General features: G+C 65.9%; 24 protein-coding genes. 20 read left to right on the top strand and 4 right to left on the bottom strand.

The annotated features are described in order from the left end of the window. Window positions 1-8 precede the first annotated feature (8 nt). The 3 genes from radA to VVD47_RS00935 are packed head-to-tail and all read right to left on the bottom strand — an operon-like array spanning window position 9 to window position 3427. Entirely contained in the window at window positions 9-1376 is a 1368-nt protein-coding gene (gene radA / locus VVD47_RS00945; protein ID WP_327601525.1) for a DNA repair protein RadA, read from the bottom strand. After that, window positions 1376-2461, bottom strand: coding sequence for an alanine racemase (gene alr / locus VVD47_RS00940; protein WP_327601524.1), 1086 nt, complete (start codon window positions 2459-2461; stop codon window positions 1376-1378). Before alr ends, radA begins: the two co-directional genes overlap by 1 nt. 9 nt (window positions 2462-2470) lie before the next feature. Then, a complete protein-coding gene (locus tag VVD47_RS00935; RefSeq protein ID WP_327601523.1) occupies window positions 2471-3427 on the bottom strand; it encodes a LysR family transcriptional regulator in 957 nt (318 codons plus the stop codon). A gap of 232 nt (window positions 3428-3659) precedes the next feature. Here VVD47_RS00935 and lplT point away from each other — a divergent pair, with 232 nt between their 5' ends. The 20 genes from lplT to VVD47_RS00835 all read left to right on the top strand — a co-directional run bounded on the left by lplT (window position 3660) and on the right by VVD47_RS00835 (window position 24062). Then, complete coding sequence (gene lplT / locus VVD47_RS00930; RefSeq protein ID WP_327603162.1) at window positions 3660-4925, top strand: lysophospholipid transporter LplT; 1266 nt, start codon at window positions 3660-3662, stop codon at window positions 4923-4925. Window positions 4926-5094: 169 nt separating this feature from the next. Further along, window positions 5095-5781 carry a type II secretion system protein N gene (locus tag VVD47_RS00925; RefSeq protein WP_327601522.1) on the top strand — a complete coding sequence of 229 codons (687 nt, stop codon included), beginning with the start codon at window positions 5095-5097 and terminating at the stop codon, window positions 5779-5781. Between the two features lie 33 nt (window positions 5782-5814). After that, window positions 5815-7929 carry a type II secretion system secretin GspD gene (gene gspD / locus VVD47_RS00920; RefSeq protein ID WP_327601521.1) on the top strand — a complete coding sequence of 705 codons (2115 nt, stop codon included), beginning with the start codon at window positions 5815-5817 and terminating at the stop codon, window positions 7927-7929. Beyond that, window positions 7926-9392, top strand: coding sequence for a type II secretion system ATPase GspE (gspE, locus tag VVD47_RS00915; RefSeq protein ID WP_327601520.1), 1467 nt, complete (start codon window positions 7926-7928; stop codon window positions 9390-9392). The genes gspD and gspE overlap by 4 nt, the downstream gene beginning before the upstream one ends. A gap of 28 nt (window positions 9393-9420) precedes the next feature. After that, a complete protein-coding gene (gspF, locus tag VVD47_RS00910) occupies window positions 9421-10617 on the top strand; it encodes a type II secretion system inner membrane protein GspF (protein ID WP_327601519.1) in 1197 nt (398 codons plus the stop codon). 120 nt (window positions 10618-10737) lie between these two features. Then, window positions 10738-11151, top strand: a complete 414-nt coding sequence (gspG, locus tag VVD47_RS00905; RefSeq protein ID WP_443080913.1) for a type II secretion system major pseudopilin GspG — start codon at window positions 10738-10740, stop codon at window positions 11149-11151. Then, window positions 11139-11687, top strand: a complete 549-nt coding sequence (locus VVD47_RS00900; protein WP_327601517.1) for a prepilin-type N-terminal cleavage/methylation domain-containing protein — start codon at window positions 11139-11141, stop codon at window positions 11685-11687. Before gspG ends, VVD47_RS00900 begins: the two co-directional genes overlap by 13 nt. Next, entirely contained in the window at window positions 11684-12055 is a 372-nt protein-coding gene (gspI, locus tag VVD47_RS00895) for a type II secretion system minor pseudopilin GspI (protein ID WP_327601516.1), read from the top strand. Before VVD47_RS00900 ends, gspI begins: the two co-directional genes overlap by 4 nt. Then, the gene (locus VVD47_RS00890; protein ID WP_327601515.1) at window positions 12052-12639 is read left to right on the top strand and encodes a type II secretion system protein GspJ; all 588 of its coding nucleotides are present in this window, start codon (window positions 12052-12054) and stop codon (window positions 12637-12639) included. Before gspI ends, VVD47_RS00890 begins: the two co-directional genes overlap by 4 nt. Then, entirely contained in the window at window positions 12620-13582 is a 963-nt protein-coding gene (gene gspK / locus VVD47_RS00885) for a type II secretion system minor pseudopilin GspK (protein ID WP_327601514.1), read from the top strand. The genes VVD47_RS00890 and gspK overlap by 20 nt, the downstream gene beginning before the upstream one ends. A 34-nt stretch (window positions 13583-13616) precedes the next feature. Then, a complete protein-coding gene (gene gspL / locus VVD47_RS00880; protein WP_327601513.1) occupies window positions 13617-14792 on the top strand; it encodes a type II secretion system protein GspL in 1176 nt (391 codons plus the stop codon). Between the two features lie 26 nt (window positions 14793-14818). Continuing rightward, window positions 14819-15313 carry a type II secretion system protein GspM gene (gene gspM, locus VVD47_RS00875; RefSeq protein WP_327601512.1) on the top strand — a complete coding sequence of 165 codons (495 nt, stop codon included), beginning with the start codon at window positions 14819-14821 and terminating at the stop codon, window positions 15311-15313. A 9-nt stretch (window positions 15314-15322) separates the two neighbouring features. Further along, complete coding sequence (gene gspN / locus VVD47_RS00870; protein ID WP_327601511.1) at window positions 15323-16069, top strand: type II secretion system protein N; 747 nt, start codon at window positions 15323-15325, stop codon at window positions 16067-16069. A gap of 197 nt (window positions 16070-16266) precedes the next feature. Next, on the top strand, window positions 16267-18555 hold the full coding sequence (locus VVD47_RS00865) for a non-ribosomal peptide synthetase (protein ID WP_327601510.1): 2289 nt from the start codon (window positions 16267-16269) through the stop codon (window positions 18553-18555). Window positions 18556-18859: 304 nt separating this feature from the next. Further along, the gene (locus tag VVD47_RS00860; protein WP_327601509.1) at window positions 18860-19204 is read left to right on the top strand and encodes an acyl carrier protein; all 345 of its coding nucleotides are present in this window, start codon (window positions 18860-18862) and stop codon (window positions 19202-19204) included. A gap of 283 nt (window positions 19205-19487) precedes the next feature. Continuing rightward, the gene (locus tag VVD47_RS00855) at window positions 19488-20798 is read left to right on the top strand and encodes an AMP-binding protein (RefSeq protein WP_327601508.1); all 1311 of its coding nucleotides are present in this window, start codon (window positions 19488-19490) and stop codon (window positions 20796-20798) included. A gap of 10 nt (window positions 20799-20808) precedes the next feature. Beyond that, a complete protein-coding gene (locus VVD47_RS00850; RefSeq protein ID WP_327601507.1) occupies window positions 20809-21045 on the top strand; it encodes a hypothetical protein in 237 nt (78 codons plus the stop codon). Beyond that, window positions 21045-21923, top strand: a complete 879-nt coding sequence (locus tag VVD47_RS00845; RefSeq protein ID WP_327601506.1) for a hypothetical protein — start codon at window positions 21045-21047, stop codon at window positions 21921-21923. The genes VVD47_RS00850 and VVD47_RS00845 overlap by 1 nt, the downstream gene beginning before the upstream one ends. Then, window positions 21911-22837, top strand: coding sequence for a 3-oxoacyl-[acyl-carrier-protein] synthase III C-terminal domain-containing protein (locus VVD47_RS00840; RefSeq protein ID WP_327601505.1), 927 nt, complete (start codon window positions 21911-21913; stop codon window positions 22835-22837). The genes VVD47_RS00845 and VVD47_RS00840 overlap by 13 nt, the downstream gene beginning before the upstream one ends. 16 nt (window positions 22838-22853) lie before the next feature. Continuing rightward, window positions 22854-24062, top strand: a complete 1209-nt coding sequence (locus VVD47_RS00835) for an acyl-CoA dehydrogenase family protein (RefSeq protein WP_327601504.1) — start codon at window positions 22854-22856, stop codon at window positions 24060-24062. On the opposite strand, the gene VVD47_RS00830 is transcribed toward VVD47_RS00835, so the two are convergent. After that, window positions 24035-25333: a condensation domain-containing protein gene (locus tag VVD47_RS00830; protein WP_327601503.1), complete on the bottom strand. Its 1299-nt coding sequence runs from the start codon at window positions 25331-25333 to the stop codon at window positions 24035-24037. The two genes, VVD47_RS00835 and VVD47_RS00830, sit on opposite strands and share 28 nt — an antisense overlap. Between the last annotated feature and the right edge of the window lie 504 nt (window positions 25334-25837).

Here is a 25837-nt window from a genome sequence, read left to right as displayed (position 1 = left end):
TGACCGGTTCAGCGCTGCTGCAGTTCGCGCAGGGCCGTCAGGGCCTGCTCGATGCGGTCCACCGCCACCACTTCCATGCCGGCGATCTTCTGCTTCGGGGCGTTGGCGGTCGGGATGATGGCCAGCTCGAAGCCCAGCTTGGCCGCTTCCTTCAGTCTTTCCTGCCCGCGCGGCGCCGGGCGTATCTCGCCGGCCAGGCCCACCTCGCCGAACACCACCAGCTTGCGCGGCAAAGCCCGGCCGTTGAGCGAGGACACGATGGCGAGGCTGACGGCGAGATCCGCGGCCGGCTCGCTGATCTTGACCCCACCCACCGCATTGATGAACACGTCCTGGTCGCTGCAGACGATGCCGGCATGCCGGTGCAGCACGGCCAGCAACATCGCCAGCCGGTTCTGCTCCAGGCCGACCGACAGCCTGCGCGGGTTGCCGTGCGAGGTATCCACCAGCGCCTGGATTTCCACCAGCAGCGGCCGCGTGCCTTCCTGCGTGACCAGCACGCAACTGCCGGGCACCGGCTGGGCGTGTTGCGACAGGAACAGCGCGGACGGATTGCTCACCCCGCGCAGCCCCTTGTCGGTCATGGCGAAGACGCCCAGCTCGTTGACTGCGCCGAAGCGGTTCTTGATGGCGCGCACGAGACGGAAACTGGAATGCGTGTCGCCCTCGAAATACAGCACCGTGTCGACGATGTGCTCAAGCACGCGCGGCCCGGCCAGCGCGCCATCCTTGGTCACATGCCCCACCAGCACCATCGCGCAGTTGTTGGACTTGGCATGCCGGGTGAGTTGCGCCGCACATTCGCGCACCTGGGCGACCGAGCCCGGTGCCGATTGCAGCACCTCGGAGTACATGGTCTGGATGGAATCGATGACCGCCACGGAGGGCTTGCCCTCGCGCAGCGTGGCCAGAATCTTTTCCAGCGAGATTTCCGCCAGCAAGGGCAGATTTCCGGCATCCAGTTGCAGGCGGTGCGCACGCAGCGCCACCTGCTCGCCGGACTCCTCACCGGTCACGTACAGCGTAGGCACCCGTGCCGACAAAGTGGCCAGCGCCTGCAACAGCAAGGTCGACTTGCCGATGCCGGGGTCACCGCCGATCAGCACCACCATCCCCGGCACCAGGCCGCCACCCAGCACGCGATCCAGTTCCTCGATGCCGCTGGGCTGGCGCGGCGACTCCTGCGGCGCGATGTCGGAGAGCTTCTGCACCTTGCCCGAGCCTGCCGCCAGTGCCGCAAAACGGCTGCCGGCGGCGGGCTCGGCCACGCTTTCCACCAGGGTGTTCCACTGCCCGCAGCCGGGGCACTGGCCCTGCCACTTGGGCGACTGCGCACCGCACTCGGTGCAGGCATAGACCGTCTTCGTCCTGGCCATCAGACCACCTCGCGCGGCACGCGGGGAGCCAGCGCGCAGAACAGTTCATAGCTGATGGTGCCGGCGGCCGTAGCCACCTCGTCGGCATCCATCCCTTCGCCCCACAGCGTCACCGGCGTGTCGACGCCGGCATCCGGCAGATCGGTGAGGTCCACCGCCAGCATGTCCATCGACACCCGCCCCAGCGTACGGCTGCGCTGACCGTCCACCATGACCGGCGTGCCAGTGCCGGCATGGCGCGGGTAGCCATCCGCGTAGCCACAGGCCACGACGCCGATACGCATCGCCTGCGGCGCGGTGAAGGTGCCGCCATAGCCGACGCGCTCACCCGCCTGCACCTGCTGCACGCCGATGAGCCGACTCGTCAGCGTCATGACCGGCCGCAGGCCCAGCGCCTGCGCCGACTGCAGGCCGGGCATCGGCGAGCCGCCGTAGAGCATGATGCCGGGCCGCACCCAGTCGGCATGCGCAGCCGGAAAGCGCAACAGTGCGGCCGAGTTGGCCAGGCTGCGCGGCAATTGCCCGGCCGGGTCGAGTTGCGTGGCAACGCGCCGGAAGCAGTCCAGCTGGGCGTCGATGCCGGCCTCGACGTCCGCCGTCGCGAAGTGGGTTGCCAGCGTGATGCGGCCCAGCTTGCCGCTGGAGCGCAGGCGCGCCAGCGCCGCGGCGGCCTCCGCCGGCGCGAAGCCCAGGCGGTTCATGCCGGTATTGATCTTGAAATAGACATCCAGCGGCGCACCCAGTGCACTCTGCTCGATCATCGCGACCTGGGCCGGGCTGTGCACCACCAGCGTCAGGCCAAGCTGCGCGGCAGCCTGGGTCTCGGCGCCGCTGAAGGCGCCCTCCAGGCGCAGTACCGGCTGGGTGACACCCGCTTCGCGCAAGGCCACGGCCGCCTCATGCTCCAGCAGGGCGTAGCCGTCGGCCACGTCCCTTACCGCAGCCACGCAGGCCTGCATGCCATGGCCATAGGCGTCGGCCTTGACCACCACCCAGGCACGGGCACCGCCGCTGCGCTGGCGCGCCAGCAGGTAGTTATGACGGAAGGCGCCCGGCGCGATGCGGGCGAGAACGGGACGACTCACAGGCGCGGCTTACGGATGCGGGTTGTCGGTCGCGCTGCCGGCCGCGCCGGCGCTCTCCGCCATGCGCTGGGCGGTCTGCGCCAGATGGGCGACGGCGAACTCGGCGAAGGTCGAATGCAGGCGGGCGCGGAAGCGGTCGCTGGGGACCAGTACGGTCAGGCCGGAATAGAGACGTGGCTCCAGCGGGATGATCGCCAGCGAGCCGTCCTTGCGCTCGCGCGCCAGCGACGCGCTGGAGGCGATGGCAAAGCCGCTGCCCAGGCGCACGAACTGCTTGATGACCGCCAGGCTGCCCAGCTCCGCCACGCGATTGAGGGAGTCGGGGCTGACACCGCCGCCGCGGAAGAAGCCTTCGGCCAGCGCCCGGAAGGCCGCACCAGGGTCATGGTCCACGAAGGGGTGGGCCTGCAGCTGCTCGGCGGTCAGGGACTTCGCGCCAGCCAGCTCATGGTCGGGCCGGACGATGGCCAGCAGCTCGTCGCGGCAGGCCAGCGTGCATTCCAGCGAAGGATGGTTCACTTCGCGCTCGATGATGCCGACGTCCAGCTCGTGCTCGACGACGCGGTTCTGCATCAGCTCGGAGTTGCCGACGAACACTCGGGGCACCACGCGCGGGTACTTTTCCTTGAACTTCTCCAGCAGCGTCGGCAACCAGTAAGCCGCGATGGTGCGCGACACGCCGATGGTGATGGTGCCGCTGAGCTCGTTGGCCAGCTCGTTGATGCGGGTTTCCATCTCGTCCGACAGGCCGAGGATGCGGTCCGCGTAGTTGAAGACGATCTCGCCTGCCGGGGTGAGCGTGACCTTGCCGTGCCCGCGATCCAGCAGGCGGGTGTTGAACTGCTCTTCCAGCTGCTTGATCTGGAAGGTCACCGCCGGCTGGGTCATGAAAAGCGTTTCGGCCGCCCGGGTGAAGGAGCCGAGACGCGCCACGGCGTGAAACACCTGCAAACGACGATCTGCCATGCGAGCACCTGGTCAATAAACAATGCTTATGTTTCAGCATTTGACCACCAAGCGGGCTGCCTAGCTAGTCCTTGGCACCTGTCCGCGACAATCGGTTGCGATGCAACAAGCCTGTTTGCCGGAAACATCGCGCTGCCCGCGCCGATCTGGCGGCGCACGAAGGCGCTTGCAGTCGCTGTGGTATAAACCCGGCTTCGCCAAAACCGCCCTCGTAGCGCACCCGATCACCTTCATGGGCATTGGTTTCTACATCGTGATGGCGGCCCAGTTCTTTTCCGCGCTGGCCGACAACGCACTCCTCATCGCCGCCATCGCGATCCTTCAGCAGAACGGCGCTCCGGTCGAGCAGATTCCGCTGCTGAAGTTCTTCTTCACGATCAGCTACGTGCTGCTCGCGTCCTACGTAGGCGCCTTCGCCGACTCCATGCCCAAATGGAAGGTGATGCTGATCAGCAACAGCATCAAGATCGTGGGCTGCGGCGCGATGTTCTTCGGCCTGCATCCCCTGGCGGCCTACGCCATCGTCGGCCTCGGCGCCGCCGCGTATTCGCCCGCCAAGTACGGCATCCTCACCGAGCTGTTGCCGCCGGCCAAGCTGGTGGTCGCCAATGGCTGGATCGAAGGCCTGACCGTGGGGGCGATCATCCTCGGCACCTTGCTGGGCGGCGCGCTGGTGGCGCCCCAGTTCACCCAGTGGATCCTGGGCTTCGACCTGCCACTGCTCGACACCGGCCTGGATACCGGCAGCGAGATCACCATCGCCATCATCGCCGTGCTGTACGTCATCGCCGCGCTGTTCAACGCCTACGTGCCGGACACGGGGGTCGACCACAAGCCGCTGAAGAGCAACCCGCTGTACCTGATCCATGAATTCAGCCACTGCGTGAAGCTGCTGTGGCGCGACAAGCTGGGCCAGATCTCGCTCGCCGTCACCACCCTGTTCTGGGGCGCCGGCGCCACCCTGCAGTTCATCGTGCTGGACTGGGCCGAGGTTAACCTCAACCTCGGCCTGTCACAGGCCACCAGCCTGCAGGGCGTGGTGGCGGTCGGCGTTGCCATCGGGTCGGTTCTGGCCGCCAGCTTCATCACCCTGCGCCGTTCAGTGCGCGTCATTCCGCTGGGCATCGCGATGGGCCTGGTCATCAATGTGATGATCTTCGTCCACGACATCTACATCGCGATGGCCTTGATGGTGATCGTCGGTGGCCTGGCCGGCTTCTTCGTCGTCCCCATGAACGCCTTGCTGCAACACCGTGGCCATGTGCTGATGGGGGCGGGACACTCCATCGCGGTGCAGAACTTCAACGAGAACCTCAGCATCCTGGCGATGACGGGCCTCTACGCCCTGCTGCTGAAGTTCGGCCTGTCGGTCAATCTGGTGGTGGTGCTGTTCGGACTTTTCGTGGCCAGCACCATGTACCTGGTCAAGCTGCGTCATGCGGCAAACCAGCGCGAGTACGACGCCGTGTCGCAGCTCGAAGACCGCACTGGTCATTAGGAGCATCGAGCCTCCGAATGCACGCCACTCCGGGACTCAAGGCCGCACGACAATCCGTCGTTATCTGCTATCTGACTTGAGAAAACCTCTGCAAATCCATGTTCTGAAAGAATTTCAGGGCTAGAATCCACGCGATTCCACCTGAAAGACGGAAAACGCTTTGCCACCCATGTTTGCCTCCCGCCTGAACCGGCTCGACCGGCTTGCTCCGCTGGCCTCTGTGCTCGCGTGGGCTGCCGCGCTGGCGCTGACGGCATGGCTGGGCGCCCACTGGTACTGGCGCCTGGCAGCGCCCCCGGTTGAAACGGCGCGCCATACGCCGCTGGTAGAACCCCTAGCGGCCGCGCAGGAAATCGCTTCACGCCACCTCTTCGGCATGCCGGCGGCGGACAGCGCCCCCGTTGCAGCAGCGCCGGGCGCACTGGCTTCCCGCTTCAAGGTGCTGGGCCTCATGGCGCACAGCAGTGACCGGCAACCCGGCTTCGCCATCCTGCAGGAAAGCGGCCAGCCCGCCGTGTCCGCCGTCGAAGGGCGCGAGTTCGCTCCCGGCCTCAAGGTCGTGCGGGTGACGGCCGATTCGGTGGAAATCACCCAGGGCGGCAGCCGTGAAGTCCTGCGCTATGCCCCGGCCGGCGCGGCCACGCCGCCGACTGGGTTGTCTTCGCCCGGCAATTCGCCCGTTCCGCCACCGGGCGTTCCGGCTACCGTAGCACCCACGCAACCGATGATGGTGGCACCGCCACAGACCCAGACGGTGCCCAGCGGCGTCGTACCGCCACCACCGCCTCCCGCGGCCAACCGTGCGGCGAACGCGCCGGGCAACCCGCCGCCTCCGGACGAACAACGCAACGACTGAGCGGACACGCCCGTCGACTGCCACCCGAACGAAATGATGCTGACACTCCGTAACACTGCCCTCTACCTCGCCGCCCTGCTGATGCTCGGGGGGGCGCCCGCCTGGGCCCAGCTGCCCGCGGGTGCCACCGCGGAAGGCGACAAGGTGTCGCTGAACTTCGCCAACGCGGACATCGAGGCCGTGATCCGCGCCATCGGCCAGATCTCCGGCAAGAACTTCCTGGTGGACCCGCGGGTGAAGGGCACGCTCAACATCGTGACCAACCGCCCGGTAGCGCCGGCCCTGACCTACAACATCCTGCTGTCCGCGCTGCGCCTGCAGGGCTACACCGCCATCGAGTCGAACGGCATCACCAAGATCCTGCCCGAGGCGGATGCCAAGCTCCACGCCATTCCTGTCGGCAAGGACAGCACTCCGGTCACGAGTGGCGAACGCCTGGTCACCCAGGTGTTCCAGATCAAGCACGAATCCGCCCAGCAACTGCTGCAGGTGGTGCGTCCGCTGGTTGCGCCGAACAACACCGTCACCGTCTACCCCGGCAACAACACGCTGGTGGTGACGGACTACGCCGAGAACGTCAGCCGCATCGCCCGCATCATCGAGTCCATCGACGTGCCGGGCAGCGACGCCCAGGTCATCCCCGTCCGCAACGCCTCGGCGGTGGATCTCGCCAACCTGCTGACCAAGCTGTTCCCGGACGGCGGCGGCGCCAATGCCGACCCCAGCCAGCGCGTCACCATCATGGCGGAGCCCCGCAGCAATGCCCTGCTGGTCCGCTCGGAAAACCGCTCCCGCGTGCAGGCCGTGCGCAGCATGGCCGCGCAGCTCGACCAGCCCAATGCCGCCACCGGCATGGTGCGGGTGGTCTACCTGAAGAACGCCGAGGCCGTGAAGGTCGCCGAGACGCTGCGAGCCGTGCTCGGCGGGGGCGACAGCGGCGGTGGCAGCCAGACGCGCAGCACCACGCCCTTCAGCCCCACGGCCAGCGCCAGCAACATGCAGGGCGGCGCACAGCCCGGCAGCACCATGCAGAGCCAGTCGCAGCAGGGCCCCACCTCGGCCACCGTCACGGTCGCCGGCGGCATCGTGCAGGCAGACGCCACCAGCAACGCGCTGATCATCACGGCACCGGAAGCCATCTACAACAGCATCCGCGCCGTCATCGACCAGCTCGATCGCCGCCGCGCGCAGGTATACGTCGAAGCCCTGATCGCCGAAGTGAATTCCGAACGCGCGGCCGAGGTCGGCATCCAGTGGCAGGCCGGCGTGCCTACCGACGGCACCACCACGGTGTTCGGTGGCACCAACTTCGGGGGTGCTGGCCAGAACATCGTTGGCGTCGCGACCAATCCGGCCTCCGCAGGCAAGGGCCTGAACTTCATGGTCGGCAGCGGGCCCGTCACCATTCCCGGCATCGGCACGGTGATGAACCTCAACGTGCTGGCGCGCTTCCTGGAATCCGAGACCAAGGCCAACATCCTGTCCACGCCCAGCCTGGTGACGCTGGACAATGAAGAAGCCAAGATCATCGTCGGCCGCAACCTGCCCTTCCTCACCGGCCAGTATGCGAACACCGGCGGCGGCACCACGCCGAGCAATCCCTTCCAGACCATCGAACGCAAGGACGTGGGCCTGACGCTGCGCATCAAGCCGCAGATCTCCGAGGGCGGCACGATCCGGCTGCAGATCTTCCAGGAAGCGTCGACCGTGCTGCAGGCCACCGAGGCCGGTCCGGTCACCAGCAAGCGCTCGCTCGAATCCATGGTGCTGGCCGACGACGGCGGCATCATCGCGCTGGGCGGCCTGGTCGAGGACACCTACGAAGGCGGCATCGAGAAGGTGCCGCTGCTGGGTGACATTCCCGTGCTTGGCACGCTGTTCAAGTACGACACCCGCAAGCGCAGCAAGACCAACCTGCTGATCTTCCTGCGCCCGCGCATCATGCGCGATGCCGACGCCAGCGGCACGCTGGCCCACGAGCGCTACGACTACATCGTCGGCAAGCAACGCACCGCCGACAGCCCGGACCGCCTGATGCGCGGCGAGAGCCCCATGCCCGAGCTGCCGCCGCTGAAGCTGGCGCCGGACCTCGGCGGCCAGCCCGTGCCGGCCACGCCCCAGCCCAAGCCGCTGCAGCCCGCGCAATGAGCGAGCTGAAGCTGCCCTACGCCTTCGCACGCACCCACGGCGTGCTGATCGCCACCAGCGACGAGGAACACGTCGAACTGGTGGCGCGCGAAGACGTGCAGCCCGCCGCGCTGGCCGAGTTGCGCCGCAATCTCGGGCTGCCGCTGCGCCTGACGCGCCTGCCACGTCCGGCCTTCGAGGCGCGCCTGTCCGAGCAGTACGGCCAGGGCGATGGCGACGCCGCCGCGGTGGTCGACGACGTCGGCGCCGACGTGGACCTGTCGCAGCTGATGCAGGAAATCCCGGTCATCGAGGATCTGCTGGAAGCCGAGGACGACGCGCCGATCATCCGGATGATCAATGCGCTGCTCCAGCAGGCACTGCGCGAGCGCGCGTCCGACATCCACATCGAACCCTACGAACGCAACTCCGTGGTGCGCTTCCGCCGCGACGGCAGCCTGCAGGACGTGGCCCGCCCGCACCGGGCCCTGCACGCGGCAATCGCCTCGCGCATCAAGGTGATGGCCAACCTCGACATCGCCGAGAAGCGCCTGCCGCAGGACGGCCGCATCGCATTGCGGCTGGCAGGTCGCGCCATCGACGTGCGCGTGTCCACCGTGCCCATCTCCCACGGCGAGCGCATCGTATTGCGTTTGCTGGACAAGTCCGCCGGCCAGATCGGCCTCGATTCGATCGGCATGGCGACCGATACCCAGGCCGCTTTCCGCGCCCTGCTCGCCCAACCGCACGGCATCGTGCTGGTCACCGGTCCGACCGGCTCCGGCAAATCGACCACGCTGTACGCAGCCCTGCGCGAGATGATCGGGCCGGAGCGCAACATCGTGACCGTGGAAGACCCGGTCGAATACGAGCTGCCGGGCGTCGGCCAGATCCAGGTGAATCCGCGTATCGAGCTGAGCTTCGCGCGTGCCTTGCGGGCGATCCTGCGGCAAGACCCGGACGTCATCATGATCGGCGAGATCCGCGACCTGGAAACCGCGCAGATCGCCGTGCAGGCCAGCCTCACCGGCCACCTCGTGCTGGCCACCCTGCACACCAACGACGCCGCGTCCGCGGTGACGCGCCTGATCGACATGGGGGTCGAGCCCTTCCTGCTCGCCTCCACCCTGCGCGGGGCCATGGCGCAGCGCCTGGTGCGCAAGCTCTGCCCTCAATGCCGCAGCCAGCGCGTGGCCAACGACGCCGACCGCCAGGCACTGGGCAGCGATACACCGGCCCACCTGTGGCAGGCGGTGGGTTGTCCGGCGTGCAGCCGCACCGGCTACGCAGGCCGTACCGGCATCTACGAGCTCCTTGGCGTTGACGCCGACATTGCCCAGCTGATCCACGACAACGCACCGGAAGCGCGGATCCGCGAACTGGGACGCAAGCGTGGCCTGCGCCTGCTGCGCGAGGACGGCTTGCGCATGCTCGCCGACGGCACCACCACCGGCGAGGAACTGTTGCGCGTGACGCGCGACTGAGGCCGGACGGAACGAGCGAGACGCAGGCATGCCCGGTTTCCGATATCGCGCACTGGATGCGGCTGGCGTCGAACGCGCCGGCCTCATCGACGCAGACTCCAATCGCCACGCCCGCATGCAACTGCGGGAACGCGGCCTGTTCCCGGTGGAGATCGAGACGGCCGCGGGCGCAACCGGCACCGCGCGCCGCAAGATGCCGGTCGCCGAGTTGTGCCTGATGACCCGTCAGTTCGGCGCCCTGCTCGGCTCCGGCCTCACCGTCGAGCAGGCCCTTGCCGCCCTCGCCGACCAGGCCGAGCGGCCGCAGACTCGACAGATCCTTTCCGGCGTACGTGGCGACGTGGTGGCGGGCCACTCCCTGCGCACGGCACTGGACCGCTACGGCAAGGTGTTTCCACCGGTCTACCTCGCCTCAGTCGCCGCCGGCGAAAAATCCGGCCAGCTCGCGGAGGTGGTGACGCAACTCGCCGACTACCTGGAGGCGCAGGACAGCCTGCGCCGCAAGACCCTGCAATCCCTGCTCTATCCGGCCATCGTATTCGTCATCGCAGTGCTGGTGGTGGTCGGCCTGATGACCTACGTGGTGCCGCAGATCGTCGAGGTTTTCCGGCAGGGCAAGCAGGCCCTGCCGCTGCTCACCCGCATCATGATCTTTGCCAGCGACATGCTGCGCGAGTGGGGCTGGTTGCTGGCACTCGCCCTTGTCGGTGGCGGTTTCGCGTTCAGGCAGGCCTTGCGTGACGACACCGTGCGTCGCCGCTGGGACACCTGGCTACTCGGCCTGCCGCTGCTCGGACGGCATCTGCGGGCGATCGATACGGCACGCTTCGCCAGCACGCTCGCCATCCTCGTGGGCAGCGGCGTGCCGCTGCTCTCCGCGCTGGACGCCGGGAGGCAGGTAATCACCCGCCTGCCGATGCGCCTAGCCGTGGCACTTGCCGCAGACCGCGTGCGCGAAGGCGTGTCATTGTCCACCGCACTGCGGCAGACACAGGCCTTTCCGCCCCTGCTCACCCACATGATCGCGAGCGGCGAGGCAACCGGCGAACTTGAAGTCATGCTGGCACGCACTGCGCGCCTGCAGCAGAACGAAGTCGAGCAGCGCACCGCCACGCTCACCACCTTGCTGGAACCGCTGCTGCTGGTGGCCATGGGCGGCACCGTGCTGTTGATCGTGCTGGCGGTCATGCAACCGATCATCGAGGTCAACACACTGCTGAAGTAGGCGGGCTCGCAGCTCGAACTTCGCACCTGGACGACAGTCCTATACGACAATAATTACCGGAGACCAGACATGCAAAGCCGCTGTATTTCCCGACGTTCCCGCCTCTCTCTTCCAAGCCGCATGACCGGCCTCACGCTGGTGGAGATCATGGTGGTGATCGTCATCCTCGGCATCCTCGCCGCGCTCATCGTCCCCAACGTCGTCGACAAACCGGACCAGGCACGCATCGCCGCCGCGCGGCAGGACATCGCCTCCCTTGGCGAGGCCCTGCGCCTCTACAAGGTGGACAACCGCCAGTATCCGACGACCCAGCAGGGCCTCAACGCGCTGATCACCAAACCCACCACGCCGCCGCTGCCGCCGACCTATCCGAACACCGGCTACCTCATGAAGCTGCCCAACGACCCCTGGGGCAATCCGTACATGTATCTGTCGCCGGGCAAGTTCGGCGAGTACGACGTGTGGAGCTACGGCTCCGACGGCGAGCCCGGTGGCGAAGGCAACGACTCCGACATCGGCTCGTGGATGAACTGAGCATCCGTTCCGCAACGAAGATCCGGCGCCGCAAGGCTGCGCGCGCCGGTCAGGGTTTCACGCTGGTCGAAGTGCTGGTGGTCATCGTCATCATCAGTGTGTTCGCCACGATGACCACCCTTGGATTCGAGGCCGTCTTCGGGCGCGATGCGCAGCAGGAGACACAACGCCTGCGCAAGGTGCTGGAGCTGGCCAGCGAACGTGCCAGCATCCAGGGCAAGCCGGTCCGCGTCGAATTCCTGCCGCACGGTTACCGCTTCAGTACCTACGACACCAACAACGAATGGCGCCTGCTGTTCGAGCCGCGCGAGTTCTCCGAACGGAGCTGGCCCGACGGGCTGGGCCTGCAACGCCTGGAAATCGGCGGACAGGCAGTCACCGCACCCTACGTGCTGCAGTTCGGCAGCGAGCCACCGGAGTTCCGGCTGCGCCTGCAGCAGAACGACAGCGTGGTCGAACTCGTCGGCGACATCACCGGCGCCATCGACATCACTCCCCTTGCCACGCTGGCCACCACGGCCGCTGCCGCGCGATGACCCGCACGCGCGCGTTTGGTCTCAGCCTGGTGGAGTGCCTGGTGGCACTGGCGATCCTCGCCATCGGCATCACGGCGGCCTACCGCTCGATCGCCGTGGCCGGCGGGCAATCCACCGAACTGCGTGACCGCCTGCTCGCCGAGTGGGTGGCGCAGGACCTGCTGGCCGAGCATCGTGCGCTGGGCCACTGGCGCGACCCGGCGGTAAACGAAGGCGAAGTCGAGCAAGGCGGCGTGCGCTTCCGCTATCGCGAGGAATTCCGCACCACGGCCTATGCGCCCAACAACCTGCGCCAGGTCGACATCCGCGTCTTCCGCGCAGGTGAGGATCACGCGCTGGCGCGCATGACCGGGATGATCACGCGATGACCCCTCCCTGCCATGCTTCCCTGCGCCGGCTGCGCGGCCTGACCCTGGTCGAGCTGCTGGTTGCAATCGTCATTCTCGGCATCCTCGGCACCATGTCGTACCGCGCGGTCGACCACGCGGCCAACAGCCGCGATCGACTGGAAGCCGACTACGCCGCATGGCGCCAGCTTGCGCGCGCCTTCGCACGTATCGAGGGGGATCTCCAGCAGATGAGCTCCCGCGGCCTGGACCGGGCCAACACGCCCGCGCTGCGCTACATGCCGCTTCCCGGTGGCGGCAGCATGCTGGTGTTCTGGCGCCAGGACCAGCAGCAAGGCGCCCGCCTCACCGGCCTGTCCTTCGACAACAACCGCATCGAACTGCTGCGCTGGCCCACCGGATCGACCGACGACACGCCGCTGCGCGACACCCTGCTCGACGGCGTGTATGGCGTGAACTGGTTCTTCGCTGCCGGCTCGCCGCTGGCGTGGACGCAGACCTGGCCGGCCTCCGGCACGAGCCCGCAAAGCCTGCCGACGGGCGTTCGCGTAGAAGTGGATTCCCAGCGCTACGGAAAGGTAAGCCGTGTCTTCACGCTGCGCTGAACGCCGGTCGTCTTGCCTGCAACGTGGCGCTGCCGTGGTCATGGCAATGCTGACGACCGCGTTGATCGCGGGTGTCGCCACCGCGGTGCTGGCCGACTACGGCCACGCCGTGCGGCACCTGTCCGGCCGCCACGACCAGGCGCAGGCGCGCTGGCTGGCGCTGGGCGGCATGGACGCCGCACGCTGGGCACTGCAGGAAGACCAGCGCGTGGCGGCCACCGCCAAGACCGACAACATGAGCGAGCAATGGGCCATCAAGGTCCCGCCCCAGCCGTATGAAGAAGGCGAGGTCGCCGGCCAGATCTTCGACCAGTCCGGGCGCTTCAACCTCAATTCGCTGGTGAGCAACGGCGCGGTGAATGCGCAGCAGGTAGAGATCTTCGAGCGCCTGCTCGTCCTCCTCGACATCCAGGCCAGCCAGGCACGCCAGTTGAGTGCCGCGCTGGTGGACTGGATGGATGCCGACGACATTCCGCAAGGCCGGGACAACACGGAGACGAGCTGGTACCGCAGCCAGCCGGGCCGCGCAGTGCCTCCGCAGTCCTCCCTCCTCGCCGTGGAGGAGTTGCGAAAGGTGCGCGGCTTCGAGGATCCCGCCCTGCTGTCACGCCTGCAGGATCACGTCAGCGTGCTGCCATCCAGCGCGCTCTCCATCAATATCAACCTGGCCACGCCGGAAGTGATCGCCGCGGCAATCGGCCTGACCAACCCCAACCCGCAGATCGCCGGCCTGCGCAGCAATCTCGTGCATGAAAGCGTGGCCGAGTTCGTTGCGCGCCTGCCGACCGGAACCCAGTACCATACGCAGAACCTCGATGTGCGCAGCGAATATTTCCTCGTCGTAGGCACCGGCAGCTGGGGTGAAGCGACGGTCAGGATGGAGGCGCTGCTGCAGCGCCGTCCGGGCCAGCGCCCCGAGATCCTCTGGTACCGCAGCCTGTAGCACCGCGGCAACCGAACATCAGACAACCGTATCCATGACGACACTCCGTGTCCTGCTCTCCGAGAACTGGCCCGACGAACCGGCGGCCGACTGGGCCCTGCTTGCGGACGATGGCCGCGTCGAGACGACCGGCCACACCGAACCCCGTGACTGGCCAGCCAGTACGCGCACCGAGGCCATCCTGCTGGGCGCCCAGACCGCCTGGCACCTGGCCCGCGTACCGCGCGCCGGCCATCGCGAGCAGCAACGCGCCCTGCCCTTCGCGCTCGAAGAGCAACTGCTGCGCGAGCCCGACAGCCAGCACTTCACCGCCACCGAGCGCGGCGCCGAGCAATGGGCGGTGCTGGTCATTGCCCGTGAGCGCATCCGCCGCATCGTGGCGCAATTCGCCGCCATCGGCCGGCCGCTGGACGCGATCTGGAGCGCGCTTCAGTGCGTGCCGCTCGAACCGGGAAACTGGAGCCTGGCCCTGCACGGCGAGGACCTGTGCCTGCGCACCGGCGCCCACGCGGCGCTGGCCGACCGGCACGACGGCAACCTGCCCTGGCTGCTGGAAGCCGCCTGCCACAACGCGCGTGTCGATGGCAGCCTGCCCAGCCAGATCCTGGTGTTCGCCGACCACATGCCCTACCTGCCGGCCTGGAGCGATGCACTCAACGTGCCGATGACGGCCGCGGACACGTGGCAGTGGCACCGCGTGCCCGCGGAAGCCGCCAACCTGCTGCACGGCGAATTCGCACCCGCCCATCGCCGCCATGCATGGGTCCGTCACCTGAAACCGGCGGGCGCGCTGGCGGCCGCTGTCATCGTCGGGCACCTGGCCCTCTCCGTAGTGGACATCTGGATCCGTCGCGCCGAACTGGGCAGCCTGCGGCGTGACATGCAGCAACTGATGCAACGCCAGCTACCCAACACACCGATCCTCGATCCCCAAGCCCAGCTGCGCCAGGAAGTCGACGCGCAACGCGCGAAGCGCGGCTTGCTCGGCGACGACGACACACTATCGCTGCTGGCCGACGTTGCCGCCGCGCTGGGCAACGATGCGCAAGGTGTCCTGCAATCCGCGCGCGCGGAACGCGGCGTCCTGTCCGTCACGCTGGCTGCCGGCCGGCTGGATACCGCCACCCTGCGCGCACGCCTGGCCACACGCGGCATCGTGGCCACGCCGATCGACGGCGCCAACATCGCCTTCCGCCTCAACCGCGGCTGATATCAAGAGACATACCGAGACACCCCATGAGCGACTCACCGGCCCAGCTTCTTGCCCGCATCGGCACGTGGTGGCAACAACGAGCCTTGCGCGAAAGGCAGCTCATTGCCGCCGCCGCCGTTCTGCTGATCATCGGCCTGTTGTGGACCCTGCATAGCTGGACCCAGCGCGAGGCCCGCCGGCTCGACCGTGCCCTGCCCATCTCCCAGGCGGCGCTGCGCGCCATGCAGGATGACGCCGCCGAACTGGATCGTCTTCGCGCCCAGCCGGAAAAGGTACGCAGCGACGCCGCGCGCTGGGTGCCCGTCCTGCAGGACGCTGCACGCCGCCACGGTCTGTCGCTGGAACTGCGCGGCGAGATCGGCAGCGTCTCCGCCAGTGGCCAGAACCAGTCCTTCGACGCCTTCGCGCTGTGGCTGGGCGATGCGCAGCGCGAACTGGGCCTGCGTGTCTTCAGCCTGGAGACCACCCGTGAAGCCGGCGGTGTGCGCATCGACGCGCGCCTGACGCCGCAGGGCTGATCGCCACGCATGTTGCGCAAGGCTCTCTTAACGCTGGCGCTGGCGATACTCTTCGTCGCGCTGACGGCGCCTGCGTCCGTCTGGGACGCCCGCCTGCGCAGCACGACGGCCGACAGCCTCGCACTGCTGGATGCGACCGGCAGCGCTTGGAACGGCAACGCCCAGCTCGCCGTGCGTGACCCTGCCAGCGGCCGCTGGCGACCGATCACCCGCCTGTCATGGTCGTTCCAGCCAAGACGCCTGCTGTCCGGCGAGTTCCTGTGGCGTTTCAGCGTGGCCGACGGCGTTCCCTTCAGTCTCGCCGCGATGCTCACGGGAATCCGCGCCGAGGGCGTCAGCCTGCAGTTGCCCGCACGTTTCGCACTGGAGCGCATCCCGCACATGTTCGGACGCGCCGGCTGGCGTGGCGACCTCAGCATCCAGGTGCCCGGACTGCAGTGCAGCTGGCGCGGCCTGTGCGACGGCAAGGCGCAGGCCACCTGGCGCGGCGCCGCGGCCGACCTCTTCCAGGGACGCCCCCTGGGCGACTACCAGGTGCAGGCGACGGCCAACGCCGGCACCGTGCGACTCGACCTGCAGACCCTCGCGGGTGACGTCCGGCTCGACGGCACCGGGGAGTTCCGCCCGGACCGTCACGGCAGTGCAAATGGCACGGTGGAGGGCGACCCGAACTTCGTCGGCCGCCTGCCGAACATTGCCGGCCAGTGGGTGACGCGTGAAAGCGCCGGACGCTTCCGGTTCAACGTCACCTACTGAACACCCCCAACCGGGCCACCGCACCCCGGCGCGCTGGACGCTTGGTCTTTGTCATGACCATCCGCTACCATGCGCGCCGTCCAGGCCCACTGCCGGACATTTGCATTGAACCAGGCTGCCCCAAGGGCAGCGAAGCACAAGAACACCCGCCGGCCCCGCACTGGGAGACCTGACGGGACGCTGCGGGGGAGAGACAGATGTTGCGGCAAGACAGCACGCCATTGGCGCGCGCCGAAGACAAGGTAGACGAGCATGGCGGGACGACCCCGTCACCCGCGCCCGACTACTGGCAACACAGGCTGGCCGGCGCTCCCACCCTGCTGGAGCTGCCCACCGACTTTCCGCGCCCCGCCCGGCAGGCATCGGTACGCGCCATCCATCGCTTCGCCTTCGGCGAGGAGCTGGCAAGCGCAATGCGTGACGGGAGGGAAGCCCACTCGCTGCTTGCAAACCTGCTGGCAGGATTCTCCATCCTGCTGTCGCGCTACAGCGCCAGCCATGACCTGTGCATCGCCTGCCGTGCGGACGAGTTCTCCGGCCAGATGCTGCCGCTGCGGCTGACGACCGATCACGCGAGCTTCGCCCTGCTGGTGGAACACGTCCGCGACAACCTGTCTGCAGCGGGCGCCAATGGCACCTGCGACATCGCGGAGCTCGCCCTGAAACTGGGCATTCCCGCCACCGAGAGCCACGCGCCCCTGGCACAGGCCGGCCTCAGCCTGCATGCCACCGGCACCTTGACTGGTGTCGCTGACGACAGGCTGGACCTGCATCTGCACACTTGCGACGACGACACGCTCAGTAGCGAGCTCCACTACGACCCGGCGTTGTTCCGCGAAGACACGGCGACGCGGCTGGCTGCGCATCTCCGGCAGTTGCTGAGCACAGCCTTGCAGGACCCCGCGCAGCGTCCCGCCCGTTTGCCGATGCTGAGCGCGGACGAATACCGGCAGATCGTGCTGGACTGGAACGCCACCGACGCGCCGCTACCCACCCAGTGCGTCCAGGACATATTCCAGCAACATGCACAGCGGACACCACAGGCCCCCGCCGTCGTCATCGGCACGCAGCGCCTGAGCTACGGCGAGCTGAACGCGCGGGCCAACCAGCTGGCCCGCTATCTGCGCGACCGCGGCGTCGGCCGGGACACACTCGTCGGGCTATGCGTCGTCCGTTCGCTGGACATGATCGTCGGCATGCTGGGCATCCTCAAGGCAGGTGGCGCCTACCTGCCGCTGGACCCGAGCTATCCGGCAGACCGGCTGGCCTACATGATGGAGGACGCGCGTCCGGCCCTGGCACTCACGCAGGAAGCCTTGCTGGAGAAGCTGCCCGCGACGTCGACCCCGACCATCTGCCTCGACAGCGACTGGCCAGCCGTCGCCGGCTACAGCGATGCAGATCCCGATGCGGTTGCAGGACTGCACGACCTTGCATACGTCATCTACACCTCAGGCTCCACGGGACGTCCGAAAGGTGTGGCGCTGGAGCACATCGGCCTCACCAACCTGTGCCACACGCAGGCGGACGCATTCGAAATCACGCCGGACAGCCAGGTGCTGCAGTTTGCGTCGATCAGCTTCGATGCCGCGGTGTCGGAGACCTTCGTCACCCTGAGCCGCGGCGCATGCCTCCACCTGATCAGGCAGGAATCGCTGCGCTCCTCGTACGAGATCCTCAAGGTGCTCGAACAGTCGGCCATCTCGGTCGTGACCCTGCCACCGTCCTTGCTGTCAGTACTCCCCGCCAGCCCCTTGCCGTCGCTCAGGACGCTGGTACTGGCTGGCGAGGCCTGGCCGCCGGAGCTCGCCCGCGTGTGGGCGCCGGGGCGCCGCATGCTGAACGCCTACGGCCCGACCGAAGGGACCGTCTGTGCAACCTGGGCGCTGGTGAGCGCCGACGTGGCGCACAACGTCCCCATCGGACGGCCATTGCCGAACGTCACGGTGTACATCCTGGACGAACATCGCCAGCCAGTCCCCGTGGGGGTGCCGGGCGAGTTGTACATCGGCGGCATCGGACTGGCGCGTGCTTATCTGAACCGGCCCGAACTGACCGCCGAACGCTTCGTCCCCCACCCCTTCTCCGGCAAACAGGGGGACCGGCTGTATCGAAGCGGTGACAAAGCGCGATACCTCCCGGACGGCAATATCGAGTTCCTCGGCCGCATCGACAACCAGGTCAAGTTGCGTGGCTACCGGATCGAACTGGGCGAGATCGAGGCGGCCCTCACCACGCATCCGATGGTCAAGGATGCCGTGGTCATCGTTCGTGAGGACCATCCGGGCGAACGGAGATTGGTGGCCTACGTGATCAGCGAGCAGCCAGTCGAGGGAAAGCAGCTTCGCAGCCACCTGCGGCAAAGCCTGCCCGACTACATGGTGCCGCAACACTATGTGCAGCTGGCCACCTTGCCGCTGAGTCCCAACGGCAAGGTCGACCGCCGCAATCTCCCGCCCCCGGTGCCTGCGAACAGACCCGCCTGAGGTAATCGGGTAATGGGGCGGGCGCGAGGCAGCGGTGCATGCCGTGTTTCATTACGCCTTTTCGCGTAATCCGTCGGCAATTCCCTGAACAAAAGGGCAGGCCACATCGGGCGTAAATCCGGCAATCAAAAAAACCCGATCAGCGAATTACCTGCATACAAAAATTTGAGATAAGCTTATATGGCTTTGTTATGCAATTTAACTAACAAAGCCAAAGAGACAACAAAATTCCATAAAAATCAAACGATTGCGCCGAGCCACTTTGGCGCAAAACAATAAAAACAACAATAATAACGGAGGCGCCATGAATAACGCTGAAAACAACAGCGATCTCTGTGACGTCGTAGAAAAAGACCAGAAAACCGCGGCGGACGACCATCCGGCAACCGGTCTGCGAGCAACTACCGTAATTGAATCCCTGCGCGCAATCTGGCAGGAGTTGCTGCACGTATCGAATATCGATGGCCGCGACGACTTCTTCGATCTCGGTGGGGACTCCCTGGGAGCAATCAGGATGCTCGAACGGATCGGCCGCGAATTCGGTGAGGACCTGCTTGAGCCGGACATCATCTACACCGCGAGCCGGTTCGACGATCTGGCGGTGGCAATCAGTGACGCGCTCGATCAGAGAGAGCCCCTGAAGACTTGAATACCTGTAGCGCCTGAGCCTTGTGTAGCACGGGCGGCCGTTCCAGGCCGCCTGCCCCGAAACACCGCTGCCCTGATGCCGCCAGCCGGTCTTGAGAGCAGAGGCGCATGTCACTGGCCGTATTCCGGACCAGGGCGTGCTGGTAGCGCCGGCGAAGCCAGAGGCTCGCCGAAATAGACCCAAACAGCATTTCCGCGATTCCTGAATTGCGGTGGGACCGGTGTCGGCCAGGAATCATGGCAGACCCCGGAAGCAGTCAGGTCCGTTCAAAGAGGAATGAGCCATGCTTCTGATTAGTAAAGCCTTCGAGAATTACGCCGAGCACCCTTTCCTGGATCTCGGCGCGACACGCAGCAGCTTTGCCGAGATCGGCGAAACAGCCCGGCGCATCGCCGGGCATCTCGCCGAGATCCCTGACGCACCCTTCGTGGTGGTCGACTGTGCGGATGTCCAGCGCTACGTCGCGGTCTTCTGCGCCTGCGTCATCGCCGACCGCACCGTCGTCCCGTTCAGCACGCTGAAGCTGTCGTTCGAGGACCTGTCGGATGCCCTGCCCGGCTTCGTCTTCATCGACGAGAAAGGCGAGCTTTCGACGCACCAGGGCAAGGGGCAGGCGCAACGCAAGAGCGGCGATGTCTACTGCCTCTTCACCTCCGGGACCACCGGCAAGCCCAAGGGCATCCTGGTGTCGCGCGACAACCTGGAAGCCTATGTGGAAGGCATCTCCGGGTTCATTCCGGAGTACGCACAGGCCACCAGCATCTCCGCCGTGTTCTCGCCGCTGTTCGACCTGTTCTATCACGACCTGCTGCTGGCCATGACATATGGCGCCACGCTGCAAGTGCCCTCTCCGCGCGAGCGCATGCTGATGGCGGAATTCGTGCAGTCACGCAAGCTTGACATCTGGTTCTCCACGCCGACACTCGCCGCCAATATCCTGGCAGCCCGTGCGCGCATGCCGGCAGCTGCAGAAAAACCGGTATCGATCCCCGTGTCGCTTTTCTGCGGCGAGCGACTGGGCGCGGGTCTGGCGCTTGACTGGCATCGTCTCGGCGGCGGCCAGATCATCAACGTCTACGGCCCCACCGAAACCACCATCGCCTGTACCGGGGAGCGCCTGCAGCTGGACGGTCTGGAACCGACCTCGGACGTATCCATCGGCGCGCCGTTCGGTGGCAACCGTGGCGAGATCTCTCCGCACGGCACGCTGCTCATCCGCGGGCCGCAGGTTGCACGCTACCTGCACAGCAGCGAGGTGGCGTTCTTCGACACGAAGGACCTCGTGTCCGAGCAGGACGGCAAGTACTACTTCCATGGTCGTGCCGATGGCCAACTCAAGATCAAGGGCATGCGCATCGAGAAGGAAGAACTCGAACGCGTCGCTTGCGCCGTGCCCGGGGTGAAGTACGCCAAGATCCAGACCATCCTCCAGGACGGCCTGGTCAGTGGCTTCAACGTGATCGTGGTGGGCGATGCACCAGCCCGCAACATCACCGAGGCATACAAGCAACGCTACGGCGCGGCCCTGATGCCGAGCGGCGTCGAATTCGTCGAAGAGTTTGCGACAGGTACATCGGGCAAGGCCCGGGTTTGAGGAGGAAACCATGATGCTGAAAGACCGTATCGTCTCTGAACTGCTGGCCCATCGTGAGTCCGGCGTCATCAAGGTCGACAACGACTACGAGCTGGACTCGCTGGCCAAGCTGGAAGTCATTGCCTACCTCGAAGGTGTCAAACCCGGCCTGCTGGACAAGTGCTTCAACGAAGTGGCCGACGCCAGCACGCTGGACGCGATCATCGCCGTGTTCGAGGCCTACGAGCCGGCGGGCGCCATCGCCTGATGCCGATGGCGCGGCTTCCCCGTATCCGCATCGACGCCTACCGCCGTCACAGCTTTCCCGAGCAGCGCCCTGTCCCCACGGTCATGCCGTGGCTGGACAGCTATTACCAGGGAATGCTGACGCCATATGGCATCCAGACCGATCCGGTCCAGATGGCCAGCGGGCGGAACAACAGCTTTCTGGCGATGGCGAGCCACGTCCTCAAGGAACTCCACGAGGAATGCCCGCTGACGGATACAGGGCTGTTCCTTATGGCGCACCAGACGCTGGATACGTTCCACCCGTTCCAGTCGACGACGACCTTGCTGTGTCGTGCATTCGGCATCAATGCACCCGCCGTCGCGCTGACCGAGCAGGAACGCAGCACGCCATGCATCGGCCTCACCGTGCTGCTGGCCGCCTTGCGTCAACCGGGGTTCGAAGGGGCGGGCCTGTTGCTCGTTCTCGATCAGGCCACCCAGCCGTATCGCGGCGACTGGCACCCGCGGGACAGCATCGACAACGCGCTGGTGTTGCGGCTCAAGGCAGCCGGGGACGACGCAGGCACATCCCTGGAAGGCCGGCGCTTCTGGCGCGAGAACGGGGTGGCGGACGCCGCATGGATTACACAGTGCATCTATGCCTGGCTCGATACGGCGCGTGTCGAGATGTCCGCGGTGGACGTGGTGGCGGACGGCGCACTCGCCGCATCACTCTCCGGTGCCATGCCCGCAGCACGCGTGCACGAAACCGACCGGCGCTACATGTCGAGTGCCGATCTCGTCGCGGTGCTCGATGCACTGGAGGCCGGCGCAAGAAACGTGTTGCTCACGCATCTGGCGCGTGACGGCCACCTTTACCTCTTCCTGTTCCGACAGGAGTCGCAATGCTCTACCTGAACAAGATCGCCAGCTACTTGCCGCCCGGTCGCGGACAGGTCATGGCGATGGCGGAAGGCCTGCACCTGACGCCCGCCACCGCCACGCTGTACCAGAAGGTATACGGCCTCGACACCATTGCGCTGGCGGAAACCGAGACGCTTGGCGATCTGCTGGACCAGGCGCTAACACGCATCCTCCCGGCGGAGGAGAGCGAGCGGAAGCGCATCAGGTACATATTCCATTGCCATGCCGCGCCCTGCGTGTGCCCGGCCGGCGCCGAACTCGTAAGTACCCTGCAACGCAAGCACAGGCTGCAGCACGCAGTCGCGGTAGGACTCGCGCAGGACCAGTGCGCTACGCCCCTGACCGCGCTGCGCCTCGCCGAACTGTTGTTGCACGACGAGGACGACGACGCGCAAGTTCTTCTTCTGACAGGCGAGATATCCTTCCAGCAACGACTGCGGGTCATTCCCAACACCACCATCATCGGCGACGCCTCCGCCGCCTGCCTGGTGGGCAAACGCGGTGATCGCAACGCAGTGCTGACGCTGGCGCAGCGGAAGTTCGAGCACGCAGCCGTTCAGCCGACCACGCCCGGCATCCCCGTACCGGCGACCAGCTACGGAGACGACCTGATCCACGTGATCCGCGATGCACTCGAGGCCGTGTCGATGAAGATCGAAGACCTGGCGCTGGTCCTCGTGCACAACGTCAACGCCATCTCGTGGAAGTTCTTCGCACGCAACTTCCCCTGCTCGCCCGACCTGCTGTACCTCGACAACATCGCCAGGGCTGGCCATTGCTTCACGTCGGATCCCTTCATCAACTATTGCGACGCCGTGCAGGCAGGCAAGCTCCAGCCGGGAGACCATTTCATGATGGTGTCCGTGGGCACGACCTCCACGTTCGCAGCCGTCGTGCTGCGCCACTGAGACCTTGTCTTCCAGCATGCGCTCCGTCCACCTGACTCCCCTGCACGACGCGTTCCGCGAAGAGGTCAGCGCGTTCTTCGACCAGCACCTTCGCCCGTTCGCCGAAGTGTGGGAGATGGAACGCTGCATCCCGCGCAGCGCCTGGAGAAAGTTCGGCGAACACGGCTTGCTGGGGCTTGCGCACGGCCCCGCGCACGGCGGCAGTGCGCGCGACATCTTCCACTCCGTGGTTTTCCTGGAGGAGCTCGGCCGTACCGGCTACGCCGGCGTACGCGCCGGCATCTCGCTGCATGCCTACATGGCGACGCACTATCTGGCACGACATGCGAGCGATGAACTGCGCAGGGCCTATCTGGCGCCGTCGATCCGTGGCGACAGGATTGCAGCGCTGGCAATCACCGAGAGGGATGCGGGCTCCGATCTGTCACGCCTCGCGACCACCGCGATGCGCGACGGCGGCGACTACATCGTCGACGGTGGAAAGGTGTTCATTACCAACGGTGCCAACGCGGACTACTACGTTGTGGCCGTCCGCACCGCGACGCCGGTTCCGCAGGCGCGTCGCGCCAACACGGGCATTTCACTGTTGATCGTCGACTCCCGCCTTCCCGGCGTGCAGATCACGCGTCAGGAAAAACTCGGCTGGCATGCAGCCGCGACAGCCGAACTGCATTTCGACAAGGTGCGCGTACCTGCCGATCGGCTCATCGGTCGCGAGAACAGCGGCTTCATGTACCTGATGCGTGGATTCCAGCTCGAACGGCTGGTGGCTGCCGCACTGGCGGTCGGCGGTGCAGAGCATTGCCTGGACACGACGCTGGCCCACGTGACGTCGCGACAGGCGTTCGACGGCAAGCTGTCCAACCTGCAAGCCATTCGTCACCGGCTCGCCGACATGACGACCGAACTGGCCGGCGCACGCGCGTTCACCTATCACGCCGCCTGGTGCTATGCACAGGACGAGTTGTCCGTCACCGAGTGTTCGATGGCAAAACTGCTGACCACTGAACTCGCTTGCCGCATCGCCGACAACTGCCTGCAACTGCAGGGTGCGAGAGGCTATCTGGCAGATTCAGACATCGCGCGGATGCACCGGGATGCACGCGCCGGCACGATGGCCGGTGGCGCCACCGAAGTAATGCGCGACATCATTGCCCAGCAACTCATCGACCTCGGCCCGTCCCGGGCGTCGCCCCGTCAGGCGGAGAGTTCCGCCAAGACCTGACCGACCTGCTGCCCGACGATCTCCGCGGCGACTTCGTCGTTGTTCCCGTCGCGCACGCCCTTGAGCCACAGACGGACCTGCGAGCCGGGATAAACCCACCAGATGAACTTGAAATCATTCGAGACGCGCGGCTCTCCCCGCAGGGGATAGAGCGTCACCGGCATCCCGAACATCGGGAAATCATCCCTGATCGTGACATCCACCGACAGTCGGCCGAATTTGAGCGCACTGCCTTGCGGTGGCGCAGGATAAGCGGCACCGATGGCATTGCCGATTTCCTGGACGGGGATCATTCCGTAATTGGCCATCGCCATGAAAAGCTCGCGGTGCATGCCGCGCAGATTCGCCATGGTTCCCGCGCCGGCAGACAGGTCGAGAAAAACCGGCATGGTCGTCGCCAGGTGCCCGACCAGCCCGGCGGCACCACTGAAATGGCGATTCGAGAATGAGCTCGTGAAAAACAATCCCTGGCGGCCCAGGGCACGCGCGCCGGCTGTCGCACTGAGCAGCATCAGAAAGGTCGTCGGGCTTATTTTCTCCCGCTCGGCAACCTGGAACAGGGCGGCATTCTCTTGCGGCAGGAAATCGCGGCCATGCATATAGGCGCCATTCGCGCCATTCGCCATATGCAGCGCCCCTATTCCGCCTGCCACCCGTATAGACCGGTGAATGTGCTCACAGAGGCGCGCCAATTGATCCTCATAGTCGCGACTGCCCATCCAGGCATTGTGACTGGCAACGAAATCGGACAGACGGTAGGGCAAGGGTGGCAGCCGCAGTTCCGCGCCGCTTTTTTGCGCAAGATAGAGCTCGCTCAGTTCCCACAGCAATATCCGCAGTGCGGCCAGGTCGGCAAGCGCTTGTGCCACCGAAAATACGAGTACGCACTGCCCGGATGCCAGTTGCAGCAGATGAACCCGCGCAAGCGGCGCATCAATGGATTCAAATGGTTGCGCAAACAGCCCCGCGACCCTGTCATGCACGACCCCGTCGTCGGAGCCGTTCATGGACCAGTCTTCCAGCGCGAGCTTCAACGCCACCGTGGAAGAAACTCTTCGCTCGAAACCCGCGCCGCTACTCACAAAGCAGGTGCGCAAAGCCTCATGGCGCAAGGCCAGGAGCAGCAAGGCCTGCTGCAGGATTTCCGGATCCAGGCTCATGTCGAACATCAAGGCCCGCGCCAGGGCTGATGCTTTGCCGGTGCGCAACTCCCGGTATTCGTGGAATGAAACCGCACTGACGGATTCCGTCGTGACAAGCACCTTGAACATTTGGCTTTTCGTCTCCCTTGCGCATGAATCAGATCGCATGTGACCGATTCCGCACGGGAGTCTAGTTTTTGATTCCTTCAGCCACAAGCTGAATCCCGATCGCCGCCTGTCTGGCGACCCGCCTGTCGAAAACAAGCTTCGTTTTTATCAAATACCGCCGCCCAAACAACAAACCCGGCATCCTTTCAAACCCATAAGAACAAACATGATTAAACGGTTTTCTTCAAACCGGATAAACACCGGACAAATACCGCAAATACTTCAAAATCATCACAAACATCCCTTCGTCATTTAATCTGGAAGAAATATTTGCTTCCGTTCGCATGTCCAACTAAAGTCCACCGGCGCTGGCAGAAGCCGAATGCTGGCACCAATAAGAAAATATCGACGCTCTACGGGAAGCAATTCCCGACGGAGTGTTGCGAGCGGGGGACGATGGCATGGAATCCTTGTCACGCGGGAGGCGGACAAGCGTAGCAATGCGCGCGGCATTCAACTGGACGC

Origin of the sequence: Uliginosibacterium sp. H1 (genome assembly GCF_036017065.1) — a bacterium.
In the GTDB taxonomy this organism is placed as follows: Bacteria; Pseudomonadota; Gammaproteobacteria; order Burkholderiales; family Rhodocyclaceae; genus Uliginosibacterium.
Note: the sequence above shows the minus strand (reverse complement) of the source record. Positions and strands in the feature narration are given on the sequence as shown.

Bases quoted from the DNA above. Each gene is read 5' to 3' on its own strand.
- radA (WP_327601525.1), bottom strand. From the start codon at position 1,376: ATGGCCAGGACGAAGACGGTCTATGCCTGCACCGAGTGCGGTGCGCAG.
- VVD47_RS00935 (WP_327601523.1), bottom strand. From the start codon at position 3,427: ATGGCAGATCGTCGTTTGCAGGTGTTTCACGCCGTGGCGCGTCTCGGC.
- lplT (WP_327603162.1), top strand. From the start codon at position 3,660: ATGGGCATTGGTTTCTACATCGTGATGGCGGCCCAGTTCTTTTCCGCG.
- VVD47_RS00925 (WP_327601522.1), top strand. From the start codon at position 5,095: ATGTTTGCCTCCCGCCTGAACCGGCTCGACCGGCTTGCTCCGCTGGCC.
- gspD (WP_327601521.1), top strand. From the start codon at position 5,815: ATGATGCTGACACTCCGTAACACTGCCCTCTACCTCGCCGCCCTGCTG.
- gspE (WP_327601520.1), top strand. From the start codon at position 7,926: ATGAGCGAGCTGAAGCTGCCCTACGCCTTCGCACGCACCCACGGCGTG.
- gspF (WP_327601519.1), top strand. From the start codon at position 9,421: ATGCCCGGTTTCCGATATCGCGCACTGGATGCGGCTGGCGTCGAACGC.
- gspG (WP_443080913.1), top strand. From the start codon at position 10,738: ATGACCGGCCTCACGCTGGTGGAGATCATGGTGGTGATCGTCATCCTC.
- gspI (WP_327601516.1), top strand. From the start codon at position 11,684: ATGACCCGCACGCGCGCGTTTGGTCTCAGCCTGGTGGAGTGCCTGGTG.
- VVD47_RS00890 (WP_327601515.1), top strand. From the start codon at position 12,052: ATGACCCCTCCCTGCCATGCTTCCCTGCGCCGGCTGCGCGGCCTGACC.
- gspL (WP_327601513.1), top strand. From the start codon at position 13,617: ATGACGACACTCCGTGTCCTGCTCTCCGAGAACTGGCCCGACGAACCG.
- gspM (WP_327601512.1), top strand. From the start codon at position 14,819: ATGAGCGACTCACCGGCCCAGCTTCTTGCCCGCATCGGCACGTGGTGG.
- gspN (WP_327601511.1), top strand. From the start codon at position 15,323: ATGTTGCGCAAGGCTCTCTTAACGCTGGCGCTGGCGATACTCTTCGTC.
- VVD47_RS00865 (WP_327601510.1), top strand. From the start codon at position 16,267: ATGTTGCGGCAAGACAGCACGCCATTGGCGCGCGCCGAAGACAAGGTA.
- VVD47_RS00860 (WP_327601509.1), top strand. From the start codon at position 18,860: ATGAATAACGCTGAAAACAACAGCGATCTCTGTGACGTCGTAGAAAAA.
- VVD47_RS00855 (WP_327601508.1), top strand. From the start codon at position 19,488: ATGCTTCTGATTAGTAAAGCCTTCGAGAATTACGCCGAGCACCCTTTC.
- VVD47_RS00850 (WP_327601507.1), top strand. From the start codon at position 20,809: ATGATGCTGAAAGACCGTATCGTCTCTGAACTGCTGGCCCATCGTGAG.
- VVD47_RS00845 (WP_327601506.1), top strand. From the start codon at position 21,045: ATGCCGATGGCGCGGCTTCCCCGTATCCGCATCGACGCCTACCGCCGT.
- VVD47_RS00840 (WP_327601505.1), top strand. From the start codon at position 21,911: ATGCTCTACCTGAACAAGATCGCCAGCTACTTGCCGCCCGGTCGCGGA.
- VVD47_RS00835 (WP_327601504.1), top strand. From the start codon at position 22,854: ATGCGCTCCGTCCACCTGACTCCCCTGCACGACGCGTTCCGCGAAGAG.
- VVD47_RS00830 (WP_327601503.1), bottom strand. From the start codon at position 25,333: ATGTTCAAGGTGCTTGTCACGACGGAATCCGTCAGTGCGGTTTCATTC.